The following is a 25,320-nucleotide window of genomic DNA, read 5'->3' as shown; positions in this document are numbered from 1 at the left end:
CAATTCTCTCACTTTCTTAATTATTAGGTTGATTTTCATTATCATTTTTATATGTTCTTATCATCATAAATACATGCATTAGAGAACACAATAAAAATATAATCCAATAATAATCGTTTGACCTTATATCTAAATTGGTTAACAATACTAACAATCCTATTGGTATCAAACATGATAATAGCATTATAAATAAGTGTTTAACTTGTCCATATTTTCTTTTAAACATAGTAAAGCCTCCTTAATTAGTTTATTTTTACGAATTCTATCTCATGAGGTTCACTACCAACATTTATACTATCTACTATTTCAAATGTTTTCATGTCGATTATAGATACCTCATTTGATTTTAAATTTGTTACATAAATAAAATCGCTATTAGGCAAAACTGCTATATGATTAGCTTGTCCATTAGTTTTTATTATTTTTATAACTCTTTCTTTTTCTATGTCAATTACTCTTACATCATTTGAAAATCTATTAGTTGTCCAAATATATTTACCATCATTTGACACAGCAATGCTATGTGTACCTTGACCTACTTGTATCTTTTTAATTTGTTTTCTTAATTCAATATCAACTATAGAAATAGAACCATCTTGAACATTTGCTACATAGATATATTTACCATCGGGCGATAATTCTGTTTCATTAGGTATTAAACCAACACCAATGTTTGCTAAAATTTGACCTTTTTCCACATCAATTATACTTATACTATTCGACATAGCATTGGTTACAAATGCAAGTTTACTATCTCTACTAAAATCAATATGTGCTGGACTATTTTGATTAGATAATATTGTTTTAATTATTTCATCAGTTTGAGTATCAATTATTTGTATATAGTTATACATCTTTCCTACCTTTAAATCTCCACTTGTTATTAAAACATACTTCCCATCAGGGGTTATATCAATACCGTGAAGGTTTCTACCTGTATCAATAGTTTTTATTAACTTCTTGCTATCAACATCATATATAAAGATTTGTCCGCCTTCTAAGTTTCCTGTGTATATTTTCTTACCATCTGGAGTACTAGCTATACCATGTGACGTTGATTGTCCTACTTTTATTGTATCTATAACTTTATTACTCAAACTATCTATAACAGATATGGTACCTTCTGCAGCGTTTGGTATATAAGCTAAATATTTGGTTTTTTTCTCTTTTTTGAAATAGCTAACTGAAATTATTGAAATAGACATTATTATAATTAACATTATAAAAACTACTTTTATTTTCTTTTTCACAATAATACTCCTTCCTATTCAATATTCCTTATTCCAACTTCAAAAACTTTATCTTCTAAACAACTAATAATGTTATTTTCCCATTCGCTAATCTTTAGCACTTCAATTAGCTTTTCCAATGAATTACAAATTGTTGTTATTATTTGAGTTCTATCACTTATAACTATCAATCCAATTTAATAATTTTCATTTTTTATCATTTCTGCAAAACGGGCAATATCGCCAATTAATCTCTATTAATCTACCACAATTTTCGCATCTCTTTTTGAGCTTTTCATTACAATATGGGCAGTAAATCGACTCATATTCAACCTCCTTTTTACAATATATACACTTTGCTTTATGTTTACTAAATTTATATTCTTTATCTATTGATGATAAAAAATAAACAATTATACCCAAAGCAAAATATGCAAATAAAATCATTAACATCACTTCCTTAATCAAGAAGTATATGTAATATTACTTGCAATTTTCATACCAATAAAATATTGAAATTTTATAAATCTATTAAATCTATCTCATAAAGTTCTCAAAAAAAAAACTGATAATCACAAAGATTATCAGTACATTTTTTATGCATGTATGAAATCCTACACACTAAGTGTAGTAAAACATAAATTGTAAGACTGATTTTTTATTTAAAATTTTTATAAAATATTACAGTAAACTTACTACCCTTACCTAACTCGCTTTCAACTTTTATCTCTCCATTATGAGCTTCAACAAGTGTTTTCGCTATAGTTAAACCAATACCTGCCCCACCAGTTTTTCTGCTTCTTGATTTATCACTTCTATAAAATCTCTCAAATATATAAGGTATATCTTTTTTAGGTATTCCTATACCCGTATCTTTAATAATTATATTTACCTTTTCTTCATTTTCTTCTAAAGCAACATCTACTTGTCCTCCTGGATTTGTAAATTTCAAAGCATTAGAAAGTATATTAATAATTATTTGACTTACCTTGTCTTTATCTGCATTTATAAAGACATTTTCTTTTACAGAACTATTAAGTTTAATATTCTTATTTTGGAATTGATATTTATAACTTTCTATTATTTCATTTAATAATTTAGATAAATTAATTCTTTTAATCTCTAGTGTAATTTTATGTTTCTCTATGTCTGTTAGATATTTCAATTGCTCTACAAGTTTAATTAATCTTATAACTTCATTTTTGCAAATATCTAATTTTTCTTGTGTAGGTTCCCATATACCATCACTTATTGCTTCGATATGGCTTTGTAATATAGTTAAAGGCGTTCTTAGCTCATGTGATATATCTGCAGTTAATCTTTTCCTTAGTACTTCCTGCTCTTTTAGAGATTCTGCAAGATGGTTTATTGATTTTGAAAGTTCTTGTAGTTCTGTTATGTTATTAGATATTAAAACTTTAGTATCCAAATTACCTCTTCGTATATCATTAGCTGCTCTTGTTATTTTCAGAATAGGTTTTGAAATAATCTTAGAAGAATAAATTCCTAGTATAAATGCTATAAATAAAGATATTACTGCAGCATAAATAATTGAATTATTTATTCCCCTTGCAAATTCTAATTCCCTTTCAGATACTAAAAATGGTCCATAATAACCAAGCTCAACTATTCCAACATCTTTACCATTAACTTCTATTTTATATCTTTTAGTCACATAATTTTTTGTTCTTATTGGACCTCCCATCATGAATTTATCCATTCTATGCATCATATGATATCCCATTTTTTCCATCATTTCATTATGCATTTCAAGCATATCTGATTCCATATAATGTGTAAAAATAATATTACCATCAAGATCTTTAATCGCTATGTCAAAACCGTTTATAAGAGGTGACTTACTGATATTATTCAGATTCTTTTCAGTCCATTTATTATCTATTGAATAAGTATATTTAATAAGTTCAATAATTTCATTAACCCTATTTGTTAGTTCATCCTTCATATATATATCAAATTTCCTAAATAGAGTTATATTGGTTATTATGCTTACTAATATTATAGAAAGAAAAGTTGCTCCTAAAATAATTAATATTAATCTTGTCCTCAGTTTTCGAAACATTTCTAATCCTCCAAAAATTTGTATCCAACTCCGTATACTGTTATAATATATTTATTTTTTTCATCTTCTATTTTGTGTCTAAGATTTTTTATATGAGCATCAATAGTTCTATCATATCCCTCATAATCGTATCCCAATACTTTATCTATAAGTTCTTCCCTAGTAAATACTTTTCCAAGATTCTTAGCCAATACTGTTAGCAATTTAAATTCTTTTGGTGTCAATTTTATTAGTTTTCCACGCTTTTTAACTTCCATTTTATTAATGTCAATTATTAAATCTCCATCATTAAATTCAATTACATCAGCTTTCACAAACTCCTTACTAGTTCTTCTAAATATTGCTCTTACTCGTGCTACAAGCTCCTTTGGACTAAATGGCTTTATCATATAATCATCTGCACCTATATCTAATCCATTTATTCTATCTATTTCATCAACTTTAGCAGTCAACATGAGTATTGGTACTTCTGATTTGATTCTTATTTTTTTACAAACTTCTTCTCCTGGTAAATCAGGCAGCATTAAATCGAGTACTATAAAATCTATTGATTCTTTATTAAATACATCTAAAGCCTCTTTTCCATTATATGCAGTAAATACATTATAGCCTTCTCTTTCTAAATAAGCTCTTACAACATTTATTATTTGTTCTTCATCATCAACTAATAGAATATTTTTTTTCAATGAATCCATAATAACACCCCTTATTCTTTATACAAGAATACTATAATGTCCAGTATTTTTCAATACTGGACATTATATAAGTTAAGACTTTAAAATTTTCTTTTTATGTTTATATTCTTCTTCACTAATTTCTCCTTTTACATATCTTTCTTCTAATATCTCTAAAGCTCTACTTGAATTTCTATAACTATGCTCTCTATTAATTAATTTTATGAATAATATAGCAATACCTACAACAACTAATATTTTTATTAAACTAAAACCGAGCATCCAAAGCCATGCATAATTAAATCCATATCCATACATATGCCACATATAAATCCCTCCATTTTATTAATCAATTAACATTTTCTTTTTTCTTTCATATTCCTCTTCTGTAATTTCACCTCTTGCATATCGTTCTTTTAGTATTTCTAAAGCATCATTTTTATCATAACCATAGTTTCCATTGTATCTTCTTTCATTTGCATATCTAAATATAAAATATACAACTATACCTAATAAAAGTAGACCTAAAATTCCTCCACAGCCCATGCCAAAACCCATCATCATAATCATCCCTCCTATTTTTCCTCATGATTAGATATTACTTTTTCCAATTGTCCATGCCATGTATGATACCAAACATCACCTGTATAATAATTTACACTTAACATACCTACAGTCTGCTTACCTTTATTAACATGGAAGGTATAATATCCATAAAATTCATGCCCTTCATTTACTACAGAAAAATCTTTATTTATGAAGTTTTTTACATATTCATCTGCAATTTTTACAGCTTTGTTCCTGTCAATCTTTTTTATATTTTGTATATTAAAATTTCTATTACTATAGTTCCACATTCCTGCTCCCATCATTCCAAAACCAAATCGACCATGCATACCATATTTTTCATTCCACATCATATTTGGTCCTGGTTCAGGATATATATATCCTGTATATGGGTTAACTAACAATTCCATAGCACCTTTTCCTGTATCCTTTTCTTCTATAGATACATAATAATCTGCATCTTCAAATACAAATATGTCTCCTATTTCTAAATTTTCGTCATAATTCTTTAAATAGTCGTTTATATTTTTCTTAATCTCATCTAATGTCATCTTCTCATTCATATTATCTACATTATTTAAAAAACCATTTGGTATACCCATCATGTTCATCATACCTGGCATACCATTATATCCATTATTCCATCTATACCCGTTAACGGTATTATATTTATACCCATTCATTCCTCCTTTAAACATAAAATATTGCCATGTATCTGCGAGGGCTATTGCCCCAACTGCTAATGTTATTATTAATATTGAAATCAAAGACCAAGTAATTTTTTTATTTACTTTCATATTAAATACCTCCTTTTTACTTGTTTAAATCTATTTTTATATTTAATATTTCATCTTTTAATTTTAATGCTTCTAACTCCAATTCTTTTGTTTCTAAAGTTTTAATCATATTATCTATTTCATCTAATTCCTTTTGCAACTCGTTTTTTCGTTTTTCTAAGTTCTGTATATTTTCTTCAACATTTAGTTTTATACGAATATATTCTTCAGCAGCATCTTCACTTGCTCTAACCATAGTTTCTGCTAAAGCTTCTATTCTTTCTTTTTCTTTTTTAAATTCTTCTAATCTTAATGATAGTTTTTTCTGGACATTTTGTATTTTTTCTTTAGACTCTTTTAATTTGTCTATTTTGTATTTATATTTGTTTTTTTGTTGACTAATATTATTCGCATTTTCATCTGTTTCTCTATTTTTTAAGTTCATTCGTTTTATGTGTATATCTACTAACTCATCAAAAGTTATGGTCCTCTCATATATTCTCTGTTTATATCTACTGTAATCCTTATCATCAATAAGACCTTCAGCATACATTTTCTTCAAAAGCATTAATTTTTCATCTGTATCGTCTTGTCCGTAGTAATTGTAACTATCTGGATTACATGTGCTATATCTTCTTGAATGCTCATAATAATCAAATACTCTAAATAATCCTCTATATCCACCACAACCCATTATTCAGCACCTCCTTTTTTTAACCTTAGTTTTAAATTTTCTAATTCTTGTTTTATTCTCTCATCTCTTTGAACTTTCTTTAATTCTTGTTCTAAATCGTCTAGTTCATCTAATCTATCAAGATTCTCTAGTTCAATAAGTTCATTCATTGCAGATACTTTTGCATTTTTTTCCCTAATTTTATTTTCTGCTCTTGTTATTCGTTCGTTAATTTCTGTTATGTCTTTAGAAATTCCTGTAATTATTTCTTTAACTGTTATTTGTGCATCTGCCGCACGATTCATTGCAATTAACTCTTCTTTTTTAGTTTCTAATTGTTTAATACTTGTTTCTAGTTGTTCTTTATTCTTTCTAATTAGTCTTAATTTTTCCTGTATCTGTTGTATATCTAAGATTATTTTATTTTGTTGTTCTATTAAATCTTGTTTCTTCTCTAATGCAGCTTTTGCTAAATCCTCACGTCCTAATGATATTGATAATTCAGCCTGCTCATCTGCTAGCCTAATTTTACCTTTTATGTCTTCAAGTTCACTCTCTAGCTTCTTTTTTATTGTTGCAACTTCTAAAAATGACTTTTTAATTTTCCTAACTTGTTCTCTCATTTCTTTAAGTGAAAATTCTAATGCTTCCTCTGGGTTCTCTATTTCATCTAATAATGCATTAGCCTTTGCATTAAAAATTGATTTTAATCTTGTAAATATATCCATTAGACATCCTCCTTTTCTATCTCTTGTTATGTTCATTATATAACTCACTTGTGAAGAAATTATGAAATTAATATTTTAGTTTTTTGATTTTTTATAATCCATTAGTTTTATCAGTAAATCTATCTTTCATTCATTTGTTTATTAATATATAATAATTTTGTAAATAATCTAAAGGAGGATTGCTCTATGAAAAAACTTATTCGAAATATCATAGTTATAACAATCATTTCTTTTCTATTTCAATATGCTTGGGAATATTGGCAATGTGGAATTTTTTATGATGTAACTAATCTTAGTAACCACTCAAGATTAATGGCAAGTGCAACTTTTGGTGACATAGTTATGACATTAATATTGTATGGACTATTAGTATTAGTAAATCATGATATTAATTGGATAATTAAAAAATGGGATTTTAAAGAATTTATTATTATTGGATTGTATGCTTTATTTTTAAGCTTTTATTTTGAAATTAGCGCGCTATATACAGGAAGATGGAGCTATAGTAGCAAAATGCCACTATTCCCAAACACAAACATAGGTTTAATACCTGTCATTCAGCTTTTAATACTATTCCCTTTAACCTTTTTAATAAGTAAAATTATTATAAAATATTTAGAAAGAAAACCTTCGATTTAAATAAATTACAAAAAAGTGACATCAATAGCCAGATGTCACTTTTTTCTTTCGTTATTACCTTTTTTATTTAATTCACAGCAATCCATTCTTCCAGTTCCAAAATTCTTTCTATTTGCCTCTTCAATTTTTTTTAGCAATCTTTCAAACCACTTTTTCATGGTTGCTCCTCCTTATATTTCCTTATATATATTCTCTATTTATAAATTTTTTGCAAATAACATGCCAAATTATTTTATCGAATATTACAAACATCTATTTATTTAATTGTATTATATCCTACAAAATCCACATTTAATATGTGTGATATAATACATAATCTCTAACACTAGCAAAAATCCTCGCACATAAAGAGCGAGGTTTAATTTATCATTTCAAATTATATTTCTCCATTCTATATAATAATGTATGTCTAGTAATACCTAGCAACTTTGCAGCTTTTGTTTGATTGAAATTTGTTTTTTCTAATGCTTGTAAAATCAAACTTCTTTCAACTTCTTCCAATGAAATTCCTTCATCAGGTAAACTAAAATAAGTATTAGCAAGATTTTCTTTTCGTTTTATCTCATCAGGCAGTATATTTTCTTCTATTTCTTCTCCTGATGAAAGAATTACACATCTCTCTATTACATTTTGTAATTCCCTAATATTTCCTTTCCAATCATATTGCATAAATTTATCTAAAACTTTCATACTTATTCTCATTTTGCGTTTGCCCATTTGACGTGAATACTTTTCAATAAAATAATCTACAAGCACCGGTATATCCTCTTTTCTTTCTCTTAAAGGAGGTACATAAAGAGGTATAACATTTAGTCTATAATACAAATCTTCTCTAAACTTATTCTCCTCAACCATTTTTCTTAAATCTCTATTAGTTGCAGCTATTATCCTAGTATCAATCTTAATAGTCTGTATTCCTCCAACTCTTTCAAATTCTCTTTCTTGTAAAACTCTTAATAACTTCACTTGCATAGCAGGACTTATCTCACCTATTTCATCTAAAAATATTGTTCCTCCCTGTGCCCTATCAAATTTCCCCAATTTACGAGATATAGCTCCAGTAAAAGCTCCTTTTTCATAGCCGAATAATTCACTTTCTAATAAACTTTCTGGCAATGCTGCACAATTTATCTTTACGAATGGGCCATTTTTTCTTTTGCTATACTCATGAATTGCATTTGCTATCAACTCTTTTCCTGTCCCACTCTCACCTAATATTAGAACTGTAGCATCAGTCGGAGCAACTTTATGCGCTATATCTAAAACTGCTTTCATTTTATCACTCTTATATATTATCTTTCCAGTATTTTCCTTTATTTTTTCTTTCAAATAATTAACTTCATCATTTAAATTTTTATAGTCAAGTGCCTTTTTAATCACTATTTTCAATTCCTCTATATCAAAAGGTTTTGATATATAATCTAATGCTCCTATTTTCATAGCTTCTACTGCCGTTTGTGTAGTACCATGAGCTGTTAAAATGATAACTGGTATTTTAGCATTATATTCTTTAATTCTTCTTAAAGCTTCAATACCATCCATTTCTGGCATTTTTAAATCAAGCAATACTAAACTAGGTTCTTTTTCTATGAAAACTTCAACTGCTTTCTTACCATTTTCTGCCGTTATAATATCATATCCTTCTTTACTTAATGCCCTTTTAAGAGCCCATAGCATGTTTTTTTCATCATCAGCTATAAGAATTCTCTTATTCACTATATTCACCTACTTTTTTAAAATCAAAGCAAGTATTTATAATATATTTAATTCTATCATACATTATATAAACACTTTAATACAACTTATAAATAATTTTTAATCTTCCCTAAGATATATACATTTTATCATTTCTTCATCTAATTGTTTTGGAGACCCATCAAATACTATCTTACCTTTATTTATACCTATTATACGTGTTGAAAATCTTTTTGCCAATTCAATACTATGAAGATTTATAATCATGGTAATATTTTTTTCTTTGTTAATCTTTTTTAGTAATTCCATAACAAATTCTGAAGTTATTGGATCTAAGCTAGAAACAGGCTCATCTCCCAATATTATGTCGGGTTCTTGAACTAACGCTCTTGCTATACCTACTCTCTGCTGCTCGCCTCCACTTAAATCTCTAACTTTGACATTCATATATTTTTCTAATTCTACTGTTTTCAATGCTATTTTCGCCATTTCAATTTCTTTTTCATCAAATTTCTTACTTAAAATCTCAACAAATGATTTATACCCAAATCTTCCTACTAATACATTAGTTATTACATCTAATCTATCTATTAGATTATAATTTTGAAATATCATTCCTACCCTTTGCCTATATTTTTTTAACTTTCTTTTATTGAACTTAAGTATATCTTCTCCATTAAAAAATATATTTCCTAAAGTTGGTTCTATTAAACGGTTAATACATCTAATTAGTGTAGATTTACCCGACCCACTTAATCCAAGTACACTAACAAATTCACCTTTTTCTATCGATAAAGATATACCTTTCAGAGCATAATCTTGACTAATATCATACCTTTTATACAAATCTTTTATTTCTAGCTGCATTATATCACCCTTTGTCTTATATATCCTCCTAAATAATCAATTATAACTACCATTATCATAATGACTATTACATCTACTGCTACCTTATTGTATTGAAAAATCCTAAAATGAATACTTAAAAGTTGCCCAATTCCACCTGCTCCAACTAATCCTAATACTAAAGAGGATCTTACACTAACTTCTAATCTATAAAATGCGTTTGATAAAATAATTGGAATTATTTGTGGTAATATACCATAAATAATAACAGCATAATTATCGGCACCTGTAGATTTTACTGCTTCTTGTGGCCCTATGTCTGCAGCTTCAATTATTTCTGATATCATCTTACCCAGAACCCCTATATTGTGGATAGTTAGCGCTAATACTCCTGCAAACGGACCTAAACTAACTGTAGGTACAAATATAAGAGCAAAAACTATTTCAGGAACTGAACGAAGAAAACTTAAAAAACCTCTTGTTACATTAAATAAAAATAAGTTGGGAGTAGTATTAAATGCTGCTAAAAAGCTTATTGGCAGCGCAATAATTATGGCTAAAAAAGTACCCATTATTGCTATTTGTATAGTAGTAATAGATTCCTTAATAACTATAGGTAATATACTCCACTCAGGTTTTAAAAAACTTTTTTTAACAAAATCGATAGTATTTCCTAAATCTCTAAAAAGCAGTGGGTTAAATTCTGTACCTACTGCACTCCAAATCAAAACTAATATAATAATAACTGTTATAATATATTTGCTATTAAGATTAAAATGCCTTATCATACTTAATCCCTCTTTTTTATAATCCATAGGAAATTATAATAAAATCTTATATTTTTAAAATTTAATGTTGATTTTATTGAAACTTTGTCTGGCATGTTTGCATGCCAGAGTCGTTATAAACTGCATTGATTTGTGGATAATTTTGAATATAATTTCCGCAATGGATTTCAACAAAATCTTCCTTAATTTATTTAAATTTAAATCGAAGATTTTGTTATATTCTTCCTGCTTCTTTTGCAGCTTTCCTTATTGGCTCGTAATCTTTATCATTAGCTTTAGTAAATCCATCAGCTCCAAATACATCTAATATTTCTTGGTCCTTAATTTCTAAAAATGCTTCTATAAGCTTTTCTTTTAATTCCACAGGAAAATTGTTTTTTACTGCCCAAGGATACTGAAATAACTTATCAGATTTCCAAATAACTTTGAATTTACTTGCATCTATTACCTTGTTTTTCTTCATTATTTCAAATATTGCACTATCTATAGCCCCAGCATCTATTTTTTTATTTTCTATAGCTTTTGCTGTTGCATCGTGGCTACCAGTATAAACTACATTTTTAAAATCATAATCTGTTTCACTTCTAAACACACCAAGTTCCTTAAACTTAATACTTGGAATTAAACATCCTGAAGTAGAATTAGGATCTCCGAAAGCAAACTCGACATTTTCAACATCTTTAATAAGATCTTCGATACTGTTATATGGAGAATCATTAGGAACTATTATGTACGAATAATAATAAGGCTCACCATTAATAAGCATCGTAATTATAGCTTCTGCATTACTTTTTTCATGAGCTATTACATAAGTTAAAGGTCCGAAATAAGCCAAATCAACCTTCCCATAATTCATAGCTTCAACAACACCATTGTAGTCCGAATATACATTAACCTCTACATTCATATTCAACTTATTGCTTAAATAACTACCCAACTTATCCATTGCAGCTTTCATCTTTCCCTGATTCTGAGCTGGTATAACCCCAATAACTATTTTTTCTTGACTCACTTGTTTTTCATTATTAATGCTAGTATTAATATTACTACAAGCTAATAATGAAAAAGTTAAACTCAATACTAAAACAATTAACAATAATTTTTTCATTCGTTATTCCACCTTTCCCTATCAATTTAGTCGGATTTTTCATATTTATTATATTTGTTAAAAGCATTAATATCTAATAGTTTTTTTCTATAACTGCTTTTAAAAATATAATATTTATCAATAGGTAAAAATTGGTTTAGTATTGAAACTAACAAAAAAATATGATAAACTAATTCCTACTATTCCTATATGTTTTTGTGTATTTATGTTATAATATTAATCAAACTGAAAAATATCTTTTATCTTAATTTTTAATTTCTAATCTGAGAGGAGGTTAAAAATGCCTGATTTTAATAAATTATTTGATGAATGGGCTAAATCTTACGATGAAACTGTATACGGTACTAATAATGAATATGTAGAAGTCTTCGAAAACTATGAAGATATTCTTAAATATATATCAGATGAAGTTGCAGATAAAAACGGTATAATCGTTGAAATAGGTGTAGGAACAGGAAATTTAACTAAAGCGCTTTATGAAAAAAAATTAAATATAGTTGGAATTGAACCGTCTAAAGAAATGAGAAAAATAGCTAAAGAAAAATTACCTAATGTAAATATCTTAGATGGACATTTTTTATCAATACCTATAAATAAAAAAATAGATGCAATAGTTACTTCATACGCTTTTCATCATTTAACTTATGATGAAAAAAAGAAATCTTTAGAATATCTTGACAATAAATTGAATAATAATGGAAAGATAGTAATTGCCGATACAATGTTTGAATCTATTGAATACAAAGAAAACTTATTAAAATATGTAGAATCAAATAAATGCTTTAATCTTCTTAATGACTTAAGAACTGAATATTACGAGTTATTAGATAACTTATGTGCTCTATTTAAAGAATTAAATTACTCGTACTCATTAAAAAAGATGAATAAATATGTATGGGTAATATCTGCTGTAAAAGGAGTTTATTAAATATGGAAAATATAATTGTTGAAAGCTTTACACTAGACCATACTAAAGTAAAAGCTCCATATGTAAGAAAATGTGGCGTTATTACAACACCTAAAGGAGATAGTATTTCAAAGTTTGATTTAAGATTTACACAGCCTAATGTTGAAGCAATACCTACTGGAGCTATTCATGCAATAGAACACTTATTAGCAGGTTTTATTAGAGAAGAACTTGATAATGTTGTAGACATATCTCCTATGGGATGCAGAACTGGTTTTTATCTAATAATAGTAGGTGAAATAAATGAAAACGAAGTAGCACATGCACTTATAAAGTCTTTAGAGAAAATTCTATTAGCTAAAGAAATTCCAGCAGTAAATCCAGTACAATGTGGGAATTATAAAGATATGTCTTTATTTGGAGCTAAAGAATATTCTAAGAAAGTATTAAAAGGTCTTAAAGAAAAATATGAAAAGGAGGAATAAAATGAAATTCAATTCACTTGTAATTCATGGAGGTATAGATGGAGATGAAAAAACAGGAGCAGTTACTGTTCCTATTTATCAAACTTCAACGTATCGTCAAAAAGAAGTTGGGCAGCACAGCGGATATGAATACTCAAGGACAGGTAATCCAACACGTGAAGCTTTAGAAAAATTAATTTCAGATTTAGAAGGCGGCTTTAGAGGTTTTGCATTTAGTTCTGGTATGGCAGCTATATCTTCAGTTTTTATGTTATTTAAATCAGGCGACCATATAATTTTAAGTGATGATGTTTATGGAGGAACGTTTAGAGTTGTAGATAAAGTTTTTAAAAATCTTGGTTTAGAATATGATTTTATTAATACTAATGATATAAACAATATATCTAAATATATAAGAAAAAACACAAAAGCTATCTATATAGAAACACCTACAAACCCTCTAATGAAATTAACAGATATTAAAGAAGTTTCTAAAATAGCAAAAGAAAATAATTTACTTCTTATTGTTGATAATACATTTATGACTCCATACCTGCAAAAACCTATTAAGCTAGGAGCAGATATTGTTATTCACAGTGCAACAAAATATCTAGGTGGTCATAGTGACTTAGTCGCAGGTTTAGTTATTGTAAATAATGAAGAACTAGGAAGTAAAATGCATTTTATTCAAAATTCAGTAGGTGCAATACTTGGTCCATTTGATAGTTGGCTTTTAATTAAAGGTATTAAGACGCTACATGTACGTATGGATAGACACTGTGAAAATGCTGAAAAAATAGTAAATTGGCTTAAAGAACAAGAATGGGTCAAAAAAATATATTATCCAGGTATTGAAGCAAATGAAAATAAAATCATGCAAATGAAAAAATTTGGTGGAATGATTTCATTCGAAGTTGTTAATGAAGAATATCTAAATAAACTACTATCAAATTTAAAAATAATTACACTAGCAGAAAGTCTTGGAGGAGTTGAAAGCCTAATTTCTGTTCCTGCTAAAATGACTCATGCTTCAATTCCAGCAGAAATTAGGGCTAAACTAGGTATAACTGATACATTAGTTAGACTTTCAGTAGGTATTGAAGATGTTGAAGACATTATTAGTGATTTAACATTAAACTTAAAATAATTTATGAATAATTTCCACCTCCTTGTTTAAAATTATTATTGGGAGGTGATTTAATACAAATGCAACTCAGTCAAAAAGAAAGAATGCTTTTAGAAGACCAAAAAAATCAAGAAGAAACATGCGTTAAAAAATATCAAAATTACGCTAGTCAAGCACAGGACCCACAATTAAAGCAGCTATTTAGTAAAATTGCAACTGAAGAACAACATCATTATGACATCATTAACCAAATACTCAATGGTCAACAGCCTAATCTCAATCATCCACAACCAAATCAACAACCTATGCCTCAAGGAGGGCAAACACAACAAACTAATATACAAAGTACTATGAATAATCAGAAAGATAAAGTTTTATGTAGCGATTTATTATCTACTGAAAAATATGTATCTGGAACTTATGATACTGTAATATTTGAATGTGTAAATCCAACTATTAGGCAAGCACTTCAACATATACAACAAGACGAACAACAGCATGGAAAAGAACTTTTTGACTATATGAATAGCCATGGAATGTATAATGTTAAATAAGTTCTTTTAGTAATTAAGTTCATTTTTTATAATGTGTTAAATTATTCGAATATATAGACAACAGCTTGTATATTTGTTATAATAGTAACAAATAATTCTGCTATGATGGTTTTCCGTCATAGTGGATAATTAAAAATCCAACCTAATTACGAGGATTTTCCGAGTAAAAGGGGAAGGAGTCATAACACGATTTTCATAGTGCCTATATGTTGCTTTACATGGTGTTGATTTTTAGTATAGTAAATGGTAGAAATAGGCTTTTGACTAGTGTATGTAAAAACCTTCCGTATTTTACGGGAGGTTTTTTTGTAAGGAGGTGTACTATGAAAAATAGAATAGGCGTTGTAGGTATTGTTATAGAAAATATAGAAAATGCAGATAAAGTAAACTCAATACTCCACGACTATGCAAACATTATTATTGGAAGAATGGGAGTACCGTATAGAGAAAAAAATATTTCTGTGATTTCTCTGATAGTTGATGGAACTTCTGATGAAATAAGTGCTATGACAGGAAAACTCGGAAAAGTAAAAGGCGTAAATGTTAAATCAGCATTAACAAAAGTTAAAATAATGTAACTTAATATTTCTAAATAGTTTCTCTTAAATCTAATTAATCTATAGGGGGTCTTAAAATGAAAGAATATAGAGCCGAAGATTTTATAATTCATTCTGAAATTATTGAATCTATAGAATACGGTAAGAAAAAAGCACAAGATAAAGAGTATGTTAGAAGCATTCTAGAAAAAGCAAAAGAATGTAAAGGATTAACTCATAGAGAAGCAGCTGTATTACTTAATATAGAAGATGAAGATATACTAGAAGAAATGTTCAAGACAGCAAGACATATTAAAGAAACAATATATGGTAAAAGAATAGTTCTTTTTGCACCTTTATATGTAAGCAATTATTGCGTTAATAACTGTGAATATTGCGGATATAAACATTCAAATAAAAACTTTAAAAGAAAGAAGCTAACTATGAAAGAACTTGAAGAAGAAGTTAAAGTTCTAGAGTCTTTAGGACATAAGAGACTAGCTTTAGAGGCAGGTGAAGACCCTGTAAATTGTACTTTAGATTATATAATCGATTGTATAAAAACTATTTATTCAATAAAATTTGATAATGGAAGTATTAGAAGAATTAATGTTAATATAGCAGCTACAACTGTAGAAAATTATAAGAGATTAAAAGAAGCTGAAATAGGAACATACATCTTATTCCAGGAAACATATCATAAACCAACATATGAAAAAGTTCATCCAAAAGGACCTAAACATGATTATAACTGGCACACAACAGCTATGGACAGAGCTTTTCAAGCAGGAATTGATGATGTAGGCTTAGGTGTTCTTTATGGACTTTATGATTATAAATACGAAACAATCGCACTACTAATGCATGCTGAACATCTTGATAGCGTTTATGGGGTAGGTCCTCATACAATATCTGTTCCAAGATTAAGACCTGCAGAAGGTGTTGATATCAATAACTACCCATATCTTGTTTCAGATGATGATTTCAAAAAGATTGTTGCAATTATCAGATTAGCTGTACCTTATACTGGAATGATACTTTCAACTAGAGAAGCACCAAAGTATAGAGATGAAGTTATATCTCTTGGTATATCACAAATTAGTGCAGGTTCATGCACAGGTGTAGGAGGTTACGTTGAAGAATATATGCACAAACATCACGATGATGAGAAACCTCAATTTGAAGTAGAAGATCATCGTTCTCCAATAGAAATTTTAAAAAGCTTATGCAAATCTGGTTATATACCAAGCTACTGTACAGCTTGCTACAGAGAAGGAAGAACTGGCGAAAGATTCATGGCACTAGCTAAATCTGGACAAATTCATAATGTATGTCTACCTAATGCATTATTAACTTTTAAAGAATTCTTACTAGATTATGCTGATGAAGAATTAAAAGAACTTGGAAGAAAAACTATAGAAGAAGCTTTAAAACAAATACCTAAGGAATCTGCAAGAAAAGCCACAATTAAGTATTTAGAAAGAATAGAAAATGGTGAAAGAGACCTTAGATTCTAATCTTAAGCACCTAGATTAATTTAATCTAGGTGCTTTAATTATGATTATTTAACATAAATAAACAATATTACATATAAGTATTACAAAAAAATGTACTGTTTTTAAAACTTAATAATATCTAGTTCGTAAATATATTTGCAGGAAGTTACAAAATGTGAAAAAGAATCAATATAAAAAATCCTGTTAACAAATCATTAGATAGCTTTATAAGTAAAAAATTGCTTAAGAGATATAAAAAATTAATCAAAGATAACAATTTCATTTATCTTAGCGTTTCAATAATTATATAAGACAAAACTATGAATATGTAAGGCATATCTCTAGCCCTGAACACACATAGAAAGTAAGTAATGAAAAACTATTAAAATGTATAATTTTTCAAAAAAAACATTCATTCTTAGAAGGAATTCACCGATGCCAGATAAAAATCTTTAAAGACAATACTTTTCTAATTATATTAGATATTTTGCTAACAGCTTATGAAAAACAAAAAGAAAAGAGGTGCTTACTATGGAAGATAAGTTGATAGCTGGAAAAAGTACAAAAGAATGGATACAGGAATTTCCGCTGCTGAATGACATAATTTATACTAAAGAAGTGTTCTGGATAAATCCAAAATATGAAAAATTCGATATAGCAATTAAAAATATCTCATTAAATGAAAAGGATGTTAAGGATGCCGAAGAAAGATTAAACCGTTTTGCTCCACTCATATCCAAGCTTTTTCCTGAAACGAAGGATTTAAATGGAATAATAGAATCTCCATTAGTTAGAATTCCTAAAATGCAAGAAGTCTTGGAAAAAATGTTTGAAGTAAAAATTCCCGGACGTATGCTATTAAAATGCGACTCTCATCTTGCTATAGCAGGCTCTATTAAAGCAAGAGGTGGGATTTATGAAGTACTAAAGTATGCAGAAGAATTAGTAATAAAGCATAATATGTTAAGCTTAGATGATGATTATTCAATTATGGATAGTGATAAATTTAGAGAATTTTTTAATCAATATACTATACAGGTTGGTTCTACTGGAAATTTAGGGCTTAGTATTGGTATTATGAGTGCAAAATTAGGTTTTAAGGTAGTTGTTCACATGTCTGCCGACGCCAAAAAGTGGAAAAAGGACTTGTTGAGGAGTAAAGGAGTAAAAGTTATAGAATATGAATCAGATTACAGTAAGGCTGTAGAAGAAGGCAGAAAATTATCTAATTCAAATCCTATGAGTTATTTTATAGATGATGAAAATTCTAAAGACCTTTTCCTCGGCTATAGCGTTGCAGCAATAAGACTAAAGAAACAGCTTGAAGAAATGAATATAATTGTAGATAGTAAGCATCCTTTATTCGTATATTTACCCTGTGGTGTTGGTGGAGGGCCTGGTGGAATTGCCTTTGGACTTAAGCTGTTATTTAAAGATAATGTCCATTGCTTCTTTGCTGAACCAACTCATTCTCCATGTATGCTTTTGGGTTTATTAACTGATAAGCATAATGAAATATCTGTTCAAGACTTTGGAATTGACAATATAACTGAAGCTGACGGTCTTGCAGTTGGAAGACCTTCTGGCTTTGTTGGAAAAACATTAAGAAACTTAATTAGTGGTATATATACTGTTGAAGATGATAAGCTTTATAGGCTTCTCAGTACCTTAGCAGACAATGAAAATATATACTTAGAACCTTCAGCTTTGGCTGGAATACCAGGTGTAATTGATTTACTCAAAAGCAGCTCTTTGGAAGAATTTCTAAAGAAAAATGGATTGTATGGTAAGATGTCAAATGCAACTCATATTGCATGGGCTACTGGAGGAAGTCTGGTACCTAAGGAGGTTATGAATGAATATTATAAAAAAGGCAGAGATTTAAAATGAAACCTCTGCCCTTTATTATTTTTACCAAACATTTGTTATTTAGCCCTATATAAGTTTTATATAAACATATAATATATGATAAGTTGCTACAACTTTACCATCTTTCTGATAATCTTTGTCATAAATATCAATAACTTTTTCTATAAAATCAGGAGTAGTTATGTTTCTTCCACTTTGACTATTATTAGCACCAATTTTTTTTATTGAATACAAAAAGTCTGTACAACAATTAAAATATTCATACTCATAAGATTCTAAGAAATCAATCTTTATATCATCCAGATTATTTCTAGTTATTATATTATTGCATATATCATATAGCTCTTTTAGGGAATAAAAAGGTTGACTAGGTGAAACTGGCTCACTTATTTCAAGTGCATTCTTAGCTTTATGAAAAGCTTCACGTAGCTCTTTAAATGTATCTTTGCCAAAGATTGAAAAACACAAAATACCATTTGTATTAAGTAACCCAATCAATTTATTAGTTGTCTTTTCTAAATAATTAAACCATTGAAAAGTTGCATTCGATATAATTAAATCATACTTACCCTTTAAATCCATTTCTTCAATATCTCCACAAATAAAATTTACATGGTCATATTGGATATTAGATTTCACATGCTCAATCATCCCTGGTGCAATATCTACTGCAGTAATTTGTGCATTCGGAAAATCATTTATTAACCTTTTAGTAACATATCCTGTTCCACATCCAATTTCTAATATACTTTTTATATGTAAACTATCATTTTTAATATGATTAACAAGAGTATCCCCCATCTTTTTTTGTATATTAGCATATTTATCATAATTCTTAACATTTCTACTGAATCTTCTTCTTAGTTTTTCTTTATCAATCATCTTATCTTCCCTCTCCACCTAACATATAATTTTTAATAATTTCATAACATTGATTTGGTTTTGTATAAAATGGCATATGCCCTGTTTTAATGAATGGCACTAATCTAGATTTTTTTAAATTAATCTTTATATATTCAGAAGCCTCAATAGGACAAATTAAATCCTCTTCACCATGTATTAATAATACTGGCACATTTAGACCACTAATTTGGTTTCTTAAATCTTTGAGCCTTAAATATTCTAAGCCTAAAGCTAAAGACTCTATTGAACCCTTTTTATTAAAAAGAGCTAATTTTTCGATAAAACAATCATAATAACCATTTTTTACTTCTTCTTTGCTAAAAAGGTTTTTATAAAATCTTCTTAAAGTTTCTTCAGGATACTCTTTTAGCATATAAATCATTCTATCAAGAATTTTTTTGTGCCATCCAATATTGTAATTATCTGTTTGATCCCGTACAAATTTACTCGTACCACTAATAAGAATCATATTATCAATTTGAAAAGAATAACTAGTTGCTACTTCTATTGCTACCAAAGAACCTAAAGACCATCCTATAATTGAAAACTTACAGATATTCCTTCCTTTTAGGACAGTAATAACTTTCTGTTTAAATTCATCTAATAATTCAACATCATTCCAATCTATAATAATTACTTCATAATCTTCTTTTAATAAATTACAAATAGGTACCCAAACAAACCTATGAACTGCCCAGCCTGATAATATTATTAAATATTCTCTCATAAAATCATCCTTCAATAATCCCTAATCTTTTTCCATGAAACTTAATTACATCTATTACATATTTTAAGTCATCATAGGTATGAGTAGCCATCAATGAAATTCTTAACCTACTAGTTCCCTTCGGCACCGTAGGAGGTCTTATAGCTGGTATATAAATTCCTTCCTCTAATAAACTTTCACTAAGCTTTACTGTATTTTTCGCATCTCCCACAATCACTGGTATGATAGGTGTAATAGTATTTGTAACTTGAAATCCTGCTTCAATAAGTTTATTTTTAAACCAGCTAGCCATTTCTAAAAGATACTTTCTTCTAGTTTTGTCTTTTTCAATGATTTCAATAGCTTTAATAGATGCCGCAATAGCCGAAGGAGGTAATGCCGTTGAAAAAATAAAGCTTCTAGCAAAATTTCTAAAATAATCAATAAAATATTTCTTTCCAGCCACATATCCTCCAATAGAACCCACGGCTTTGCTTAATGTTCCCATTTGTATATCTATCTGGTCATTAACTTTAAAATATGACACGGTACCTGAACCATTTTCTCCTAGAACGCCAACTCCATGAGCATCATCAACCATTGTAATTATTTCATACTTTTTTGCTAATTTTATAATATCAGGTAACGGTGCTACATCCCCGTCCATACTAAATACCCCATCAGTTACAATTAAATTATATTTACCTTTATTTTTTCGTATTTTACGCTCAAGGTCGTCCATATCGCAATGTTTATATCTAACAAGTTTTGCACCACTTAATAAACAGCCATCAATAATACTGGCATGGTTGCTTCTATCTGAAAAAACAACCCATTTTCTGTCACAAAGAGATGAAATTATCCCTACATTTGCCATATAGCCAGTATTAAAAACCAAACTAGCCTCTGTACCTTTAAAATGAGCAATTTTTTCTTCTAACTTTCTGTGTAAATCATAAGACCCAGTGGTTAATCTTGAGCCTCCTGAACCAAATCCATATTTATTTACTGCATCGATAACAACTTCTTTCAAGCGAATATCATTACAAAGTCCTAAGTAATTATTTGAACCTAATAAAATAATTTCTTTGTTATTAATCTTAACCCTAGGAGCCTGCTCTGAACTTAAATATTTAAAATCTCCTCGATATAACCCTTTCTCCTTCAAATAAGATAACATATTAAAAATATTTTCCATAATCATTCCTCTTTTTTTATAATCCATGGGAAATTATTAAACTACTTTAAATTGTGGATAAATTCAAATATAATTTCCGTTTATGGATATGGGCAAAATCTTCCTTAATTTATTTAAATCGAAAATTTTGTTCAAAATATTAAAAACATATCACTATAAAAATACATTAATATCGCATTATTGTCAACTTGTTTTTAAAAATGGTTTACATTTTTTAAAAAAAATATATAATATAAATTGTATTCTTTATTATTAAAAAATGGAGGTAATAAAATGGTATTTGAAAGTGTAAAAAGTGTAATTATTGATGTAATGGGAATTTCTGAAGATGAGATTTTACTAAAAAGTCATTTATATGACGAATTAGATGCTGATTCTTTAGATATGTCTCAAATTATCATTGCTTTAGAAAACAAATTTAAAATTAATATTGAAAATGAGGAAGTTGCAGAATTTAAAACAGTTGAAGATATTGTTAAAAATATCGAAAGCAAACTCAATTTGTAAACAATTTGATACCATTTCAATTTTTATGGAGGTATTTATGAAAAGAAGAGTTGTAGTTACTGGTCTTGGAGCTGTTACACCCATAGGAAACTCTGTAAATGAATTTTGGAATAACGCTAAGAATGGATTATGCGGTATTGATTATATTAAATCTTTTAATATAGAGAAGTCCAAGGTAAAAATAGCTGCAGAAGTAAAAGATTTTGACCCACACAATTTCTTTAGCAAAAAGCAGGTAAATAGATTAGATCGTTTTTCTCAGCTAGGAATAGTTGCAGCAATTGAAGCTTACTATGATGCAGAATTGGATAAAGCAAATTTTGACAATGAAAGATTAGGTGTATCTATTGGAAATGGAGTAGGCGGCATCATTACAATTGTAGAAGAAACTGCAAAATTATTAAATGGTGGAATGAATATGGTTTCTCCCCTATTGATTCCTAAATCTTTACCAAATATCTTAACAGGAAATATTGCAATAAATTTTAATGCAAAAGGAATATCAAATACAATTGTAACTGCCTGTGCTGCAGGAACTAATGCAATCGGTGAAGCTTTTAGAGCTATTCAATACGGTTATGCAGATATTGTTATTTCTGGAGCTAGCGAAGCTTGTATAACACCTCTTATGTTAGCTGGTTTTACTAATCTTAATGCTTTATCTTTAAAAAATAATCCTAAACGTGCTTCTATACCTTTTGATAATGAAAGAGATGGTTTTGTTATGGGAGAAGGTGCTGGAATTTTAATATTAGAAGAACTTGAACATGCACTAAAAAGAAATGCCAAAATATATGGTGAAGTAGTTGGATATGGCTTTACATGTGACGCTTATCATCTAACTACTCCCACTCCTGATGGTGAAGGTAAAGCAAGAGCAATGAAATTGGCAATAAAAGATGCAAATATCAGCCCTAAAGACATATCTTATATCAATGCCCATGGAACTTCAACCCCCTATAATGACAAATTAGAAACAAAAGCCATCAAAACAGTATTCAAAGATTATGCTTATAAAATTCCTATCAGCTCAACAAAATCTATGATTGGACATTTATTAGGAGCAGCAGGAGCAGTAGAAGCTATAGCATGTCTAAAATCCTTAGAAGATAACTATATTCATGCTACTATTGGATATAAAGTCAAAGACAAAGAATGTGATCTTGACTATGTAGCAAATAATGGACGAAATGTAAACCTTCGTTATGTTTTATCAAATTCATTTGGATTTGGTGGACATAATGCTTCAATCATATTTAAAAAATGGGAAAATAAAAATTCCTGAATCCGTGATAATTATAAATTTAAAATGTATAACATATAGGGACGGCAGACTGTGTGAAAACCCGCTAACCAAAGAAATATAGTTATTCAATAGCAAAAGATAATCTAGTAAGAGTAATAGATGCCTATGTAGACAAACTGGACATGAAAGAGCTAGGTTTTGTAAAAGCTACCCCAGCTAAAACAGGTAGACCAGGATATAATCCAAAGGATTTAAATAATCTAAAACCTGATTTTAAGACAATAGCTGATTTTAGAAAAGATAATAAAGAATTATACATTTATTTTCACACAGTCTGCTGTACCCATGTTCTGCTATTAAGTATACTAATTTACAAATCCATCCTAATACCATAATTTTTAAGCCATTCTCTTCGTTTCTTATAATCTGGCATAATAGACTCAAGTAATTTCCAAAACTCTTTCGAATGATTCATATGAATCATATGGCACATTTCATGAACTACTATATAATCTAATACATTTGAAGGTGCCATTACACATCTCCAATTAAATAAAAGGTTTCTATCAGAAGAACAACTACCCCATCTCTTTTTCTGTTCCTTCACTTTTACCATTTTCGGCTTTACAGGAAAATGAGGTTGATAATATTTAATACGCTCAAGTATTTTTTCCAAAGTCTTTTTACGATACCATTCTTCCATTGCCTTTTGTAGCACCTTTTCTTCTTTTGTAAACGATGTTATATAGAATTTTCCTTGGTACAATTTTACTTCTGGCTTTTTAACACTTTCATCCAAAATAATTTGAAGTGTATAATTTCTCCCTAGATACATAAAAGATTCGCCATTTACAAATTCTCTTTTAATTTTTCTATATTCAATATCTTTAAACTCAAATAGTTTCTGAACTATCCAAGATGCTTTACTTTTGACTTTCTGAATAATAATTTCTTTTGGTGTGTTAAATGGAGCCACAACTTTTATAATATCCGGTGGCTCTATACTAATTTCCATAGTCTTTCTTTTTCTGAATATCACATCAAATTCTATATTTTTACTTCCATAATTAAATGATAGTCTCATAGTCATCATAACTCCTAAATCTTTATCATAAACGATACTAAAAATGGTACAGCTATTGAAAGGATTACTCCATTGATAAATGCAACTATAGTCGTCTGAGGATTTGTAACATTTGATATTACCGGCAATGAAGTATCCATGGACGTTGCACCAGCAGGAGCAACACTCTCAAGGTCTCCAATGTATTTAGCTATAAAAGGTATAGTGGTTAATGCTATAATCTCTCTAGTGACATTGGATATAAAAGCTAAAGCACTCAGTTTTGCCGAGTAGTTTGCAAGTATCATTGCAGATAGAGAATACCATCCGAGCCCCGCTCCTACAGCTCCAGATTCATTTAATGGAAGTCCTAGCAAATACCCAGCAAGAATACTTCCACCAATACTACCAATAATTATCATAATAGGGATAAGAAGTATTCTAAAACCTATTCTCCTGATTTTATTCAATACTTCTTTATTTTTACCTATATCCATACCAACGAAAAATAAAAGAAAACAAAGTCCAATATCTATAATAATATCAGTATAAGGAAAGATATAACTAGATGGTATAAAATATCCTACACCTATACCGATAGCCACTGCTAATATTATTTTACGAGTCATTTTTCTGTCTCTCCTTTTTACTATCTTTTACAATATAGCTTTTAACAGATTTAACCAACAACACACTGAAAAATATTGAAAATGCTGAAATTATTATAGCTTGAAAGCCTAATTCTAAAAATGATGACACAACTCTATCATCAAGCCCCATTTTTACACCCATTACAAATAATAGAAACAATAAACTTATATTTTGTATTTTACTCAAGTTATAGTCTGCTTTACTACTACCCAACTGTTTATAGCCGACTAGTGCACCTAATATTAAAATAATCAAATATAAAAGTAATCTTATTCCCATACGATACGC

The 25,320-nt window shown here is 28.6% G+C and carries 32 protein-coding genes and 1 pseudogene; 11 read left to right on the top strand and 22 right to left on the bottom strand.

All coding sequences use genetic code 11. The annotated features are described in order from the left end of the window. Positions 1-16: 16 nt before the first annotated feature. The 11 genes from AB4Y15_RS09495 to AB4Y15_RS09445 all read right to left on the bottom strand — a co-directional run bounded on the left by AB4Y15_RS09495 (position 17) and on the right by AB4Y15_RS09445 (position 6,730). A complete protein-coding gene (locus tag AB4Y15_RS09495) occupies positions 17-226 on the bottom strand; it encodes a hypothetical protein (RefSeq protein WP_427340043.1) in 210 nt (69 codons plus the stop codon). A gap of 16 nt (positions 227-242) precedes the next feature. Next, positions 243-1,250, bottom strand: coding sequence for a cytochrome D1 domain-containing protein (locus AB4Y15_RS09490; RefSeq protein WP_427340041.1), 1,008 nt, complete (start codon positions 1,248-1,250; stop codon positions 243-245). A gap of 14 nt (positions 1,251-1,264) precedes the next feature. Continuing rightward, entirely contained in the window at positions 1,265-1,420 is a 156-nt protein-coding gene (locus AB4Y15_RS09485; protein WP_427340039.1) for a hypothetical protein, read from the bottom strand. 16 nt (positions 1,421-1,436) lie between these two features. Further along, positions 1,437-1,676 (bottom strand): zinc ribbon domain-containing protein, encoded by a 240-nt coding sequence (locus tag AB4Y15_RS09480; protein WP_427340037.1) that lies wholly within the window; start codon positions 1,674-1,676, stop codon positions 1,437-1,439. A 211-nt stretch (positions 1,677-1,887) separates the two neighbouring features. Then, positions 1,888-3,312: a sensor histidine kinase gene (locus AB4Y15_RS09475; protein WP_427340035.1), complete on the bottom strand. Its 1,425-nt coding sequence runs from the start codon at positions 3,310-3,312 to the stop codon at positions 1,888-1,890. 2 nt (positions 3,313-3,314) lie between these two features. Beyond that, positions 3,315-4,007: a response regulator transcription factor gene (locus tag AB4Y15_RS09470; RefSeq protein ID WP_427340033.1), complete on the bottom strand. Its 693-nt coding sequence runs from the start codon at positions 4,005-4,007 to the stop codon at positions 3,315-3,317. A 72-nt stretch (positions 4,008-4,079) separates the two neighbouring features. Next, entirely contained in the window at positions 4,080-4,313 is a 234-nt protein-coding gene (locus AB4Y15_RS09465; protein ID WP_427340031.1) for an SHOCT domain-containing protein, read from the bottom strand. Between the two features lie 18 nt (positions 4,314-4,331). Then, complete coding sequence (locus AB4Y15_RS09460) at positions 4,332-4,550, bottom strand: SHOCT domain-containing protein (RefSeq protein ID WP_427340030.1); 219 nt, start codon at positions 4,548-4,550, stop codon at positions 4,332-4,334. An 11-nt stretch (positions 4,551-4,561) separates the two neighbouring features. Further along, complete coding sequence (locus AB4Y15_RS09455; protein WP_427340028.1) at positions 4,562-5,350, bottom strand: hypothetical protein; 789 nt, start codon at positions 5,348-5,350, stop codon at positions 4,562-4,564. A 16-nt stretch (positions 5,351-5,366) separates the two neighbouring features. Beyond that, positions 5,367-6,023, bottom strand: a complete 657-nt coding sequence (locus tag AB4Y15_RS09450) for a hypothetical protein (protein ID WP_427340026.1) — start codon at positions 6,021-6,023, stop codon at positions 5,367-5,369. Then, a complete protein-coding gene (locus tag AB4Y15_RS09445) occupies positions 6,023-6,730 on the bottom strand; it encodes a PspA/IM30 family protein (protein WP_427340024.1) in 708 nt (235 codons plus the stop codon). Before AB4Y15_RS09445 ends, AB4Y15_RS09450 begins: the two co-directional genes overlap by 1 nt. A 186-nt stretch (positions 6,731-6,916) precedes the next feature. Between AB4Y15_RS09445 and AB4Y15_RS09440 the strand changes: the two genes are divergently transcribed. Beyond that, positions 6,917-7,369, top strand: coding sequence for a hypothetical protein (locus AB4Y15_RS09440; protein WP_427340022.1), 453 nt, complete (start codon positions 6,917-6,919; stop codon positions 7,367-7,369). 35 nt (positions 7,370-7,404) lie between these two features. Here the strand turns inward: AB4Y15_RS09440 and AB4Y15_RS09435 are convergent, their stop codons facing one another. From AB4Y15_RS09435 to phnD, 5 genes are all read right to left on the bottom strand, one after another. Further along, on the bottom strand, positions 7,405-7,527 hold the full coding sequence (locus AB4Y15_RS09435) for an LDCC motif putative metal-binding protein (RefSeq protein ID WP_278287336.1): 123 nt from the start codon (positions 7,525-7,527) through the stop codon (positions 7,405-7,407). Between the two features lie 208 nt (positions 7,528-7,735). After that, complete coding sequence (locus AB4Y15_RS09430; protein WP_427340020.1) at positions 7,736-9,085, bottom strand: sigma-54-dependent transcriptional regulator; 1,350 nt, start codon at positions 9,083-9,085, stop codon at positions 7,736-7,738. A 99-nt stretch (positions 9,086-9,184) separates the two neighbouring features. Beyond that, positions 9,185-9,931 (bottom strand): phosphonate ABC transporter ATP-binding protein, encoded by a 747-nt coding sequence (gene phnC / locus AB4Y15_RS09425; protein ID WP_427340018.1) that lies wholly within the window; start codon positions 9,929-9,931, stop codon positions 9,185-9,187. Beyond that, positions 9,931-10,698, bottom strand: coding sequence for a phosphonate ABC transporter, permease protein PhnE (gene phnE, locus AB4Y15_RS09420; protein WP_427340016.1), 768 nt, complete (start codon positions 10,696-10,698; stop codon positions 9,931-9,933). Before phnE ends, phnC begins: the two co-directional genes overlap by 1 nt. 214 nt (positions 10,699-10,912) lie before the next feature. Further along, on the bottom strand, positions 10,913-11,806 hold the full coding sequence (gene phnD, locus AB4Y15_RS09415; protein ID WP_427340014.1) for a phosphate/phosphite/phosphonate ABC transporter substrate-binding protein: 894 nt from the start codon (positions 11,804-11,806) through the stop codon (positions 10,913-10,915). Positions 11,807-12,086: 280 nt separating this feature from the next. Between phnD and AB4Y15_RS09410 the strand changes: the two genes are divergently transcribed. From AB4Y15_RS09410 to dsdA, 7 genes are all read left to right on the top strand, one after another. Continuing rightward, positions 12,087-12,734 (top strand): class I SAM-dependent methyltransferase, encoded by a 648-nt coding sequence (locus AB4Y15_RS09410; protein WP_427340012.1) that lies wholly within the window; start codon positions 12,087-12,089, stop codon positions 12,732-12,734. Between the two features lie 2 nt (positions 12,735-12,736). Beyond that, positions 12,737-13,198: an S-ribosylhomocysteine lyase gene (locus AB4Y15_RS09405; protein WP_427340011.1), complete on the top strand. Its 462-nt coding sequence runs from the start codon at positions 12,737-12,739 to the stop codon at positions 13,196-13,198. 1 nt (position 13,199) lies between these two features. Next, positions 13,200-14,324, top strand: coding sequence for a bifunctional cystathionine gamma-lyase/homocysteine desulfhydrase (locus tag AB4Y15_RS09400; RefSeq protein ID WP_427340010.1), 1,125 nt, complete (start codon positions 13,200-13,202; stop codon positions 14,322-14,324). A gap of 59 nt (positions 14,325-14,383) precedes the next feature. Then, positions 14,384-14,857 (top strand): spore coat protein, encoded by a 474-nt coding sequence (locus tag AB4Y15_RS09395; RefSeq protein ID WP_427340008.1) that lies wholly within the window; start codon positions 14,384-14,386, stop codon positions 14,855-14,857. 323 nt (positions 14,858-15,180) lie between these two features. Further along, on the top strand, positions 15,181-15,435 hold the full coding sequence (locus tag AB4Y15_RS09390) for a TM1266 family iron-only hydrogenase system putative regulator (RefSeq protein WP_427340006.1): 255 nt from the start codon (positions 15,181-15,183) through the stop codon (positions 15,433-15,435). 56 nt (positions 15,436-15,491) lie between these two features. Beyond that, entirely contained in the window at positions 15,492-16,910 is a 1,419-nt protein-coding gene (hydG, locus tag AB4Y15_RS09385; protein ID WP_427340005.1) for a [FeFe] hydrogenase H-cluster radical SAM maturase HydG, read from the top strand. Between the two features lie 510 nt (positions 16,911-17,420). Further along, complete coding sequence (gene dsdA, locus AB4Y15_RS09380; protein ID WP_427340004.1) at positions 17,421-18,779, top strand: D-serine ammonia-lyase; 1,359 nt, start codon at positions 17,421-17,423, stop codon at positions 18,777-18,779. Between the two features lie 45 nt (positions 18,780-18,824). Here dsdA and bioC read toward each other — a convergent pair whose 3' ends face one another. The 3 genes from bioC to bioF are packed head-to-tail and all read right to left on the bottom strand — an operon-like array spanning position 18,825 to position 21,565. After that, entirely contained in the window at positions 18,825-19,640 is an 816-nt protein-coding gene (gene bioC / locus AB4Y15_RS09375; protein ID WP_427340002.1) for a malonyl-ACP O-methyltransferase BioC, read from the bottom strand. A gap of 1 nt (position 19,641) precedes the next feature. After that, a complete protein-coding gene (locus tag AB4Y15_RS09370) occupies positions 19,642-20,388 on the bottom strand; it encodes an alpha/beta fold hydrolase (RefSeq protein ID WP_427340000.1) in 747 nt (248 codons plus the stop codon). A 4-nt stretch (positions 20,389-20,392) separates the two neighbouring features. Continuing rightward, positions 20,393-21,565 carry an 8-amino-7-oxononanoate synthase gene (gene bioF / locus AB4Y15_RS09365; RefSeq protein ID WP_427339998.1) on the bottom strand — a complete coding sequence of 391 codons (1,173 nt, stop codon included), beginning with the start codon at positions 21,563-21,565 and terminating at the stop codon, positions 20,393-20,395. A 273-nt stretch (positions 21,566-21,838) separates the two neighbouring features. Here bioF and AB4Y15_RS09360 point away from each other — a divergent pair, with 273 nt between their 5' ends. The 3 genes and pseudogenes from AB4Y15_RS09360 to AB4Y15_RS09350 form a co-directional block, all read left to right on the top strand. Next, positions 21,839-22,072 (top strand): acyl carrier protein, encoded by a 234-nt coding sequence (locus AB4Y15_RS09360; protein WP_427339996.1) that lies wholly within the window; start codon positions 21,839-21,841, stop codon positions 22,070-22,072. A 37-nt stretch (positions 22,073-22,109) separates the two neighbouring features. After that, positions 22,110-23,357, top strand: a complete 1,248-nt coding sequence (gene fabF, locus AB4Y15_RS09355) for a beta-ketoacyl-ACP synthase II (RefSeq protein WP_427339995.1) — start codon at positions 22,110-22,112, stop codon at positions 23,355-23,357. Between the two features lie 89 nt (positions 23,358-23,446). Continuing rightward, positions 23,447-23,638 (top strand): annotated as a pseudogene (locus AB4Y15_RS09350) (transposase); the annotation flags it as partial. 50 nt (positions 23,639-23,688) lie between these two features. Here the strand turns inward: AB4Y15_RS09350 and AB4Y15_RS09345 are convergent. Genes AB4Y15_RS09345 through AB4Y15_RS09335 form a run of 3 tightly spaced genes read right to left on the bottom strand, consistent with a single transcriptional unit; the run spans position 23,689 to position 25,311 of the window. Beyond that, positions 23,689-24,402 carry a M48 family metallopeptidase gene (locus AB4Y15_RS09345; RefSeq protein WP_427339993.1) on the bottom strand — a complete coding sequence of 238 codons (714 nt, stop codon included), beginning with the start codon at positions 24,400-24,402 and terminating at the stop codon, positions 23,689-23,691. A 14-nt stretch (positions 24,403-24,416) separates the two neighbouring features. Beyond that, the gene (locus AB4Y15_RS09340) at positions 24,417-25,010 is read right to left on the bottom strand and encodes a LysO family transporter (protein ID WP_427339991.1); all 594 of its coding nucleotides are present in this window, start codon (positions 25,008-25,010) and stop codon (positions 24,417-24,419) included. Next, positions 25,000-25,311 carry a LysO family transporter gene (locus AB4Y15_RS09335; RefSeq protein ID WP_427339989.1) on the bottom strand — a complete coding sequence of 104 codons (312 nt, stop codon included), beginning with the start codon at positions 25,309-25,311 and terminating at the stop codon, positions 25,000-25,002. Before AB4Y15_RS09335 ends, AB4Y15_RS09340 begins: the two co-directional genes overlap by 11 nt. Between the last annotated feature and the right edge of the window lie 9 nt (positions 25,312-25,320).

The sequence above is a fragment of the Caloranaerobacter longqiensis genome (genome assembly GCF_050286925.1).
In the GTDB taxonomy this organism is placed as follows: domain Bacteria; phylum Bacillota; class Clostridia; order Tissierellales; family Thermohalobacteraceae; genus Caloranaerobacter.
Note: the sequence above shows the minus strand (reverse complement) of the source record. Positions and strands in the feature narration are given on the sequence as shown.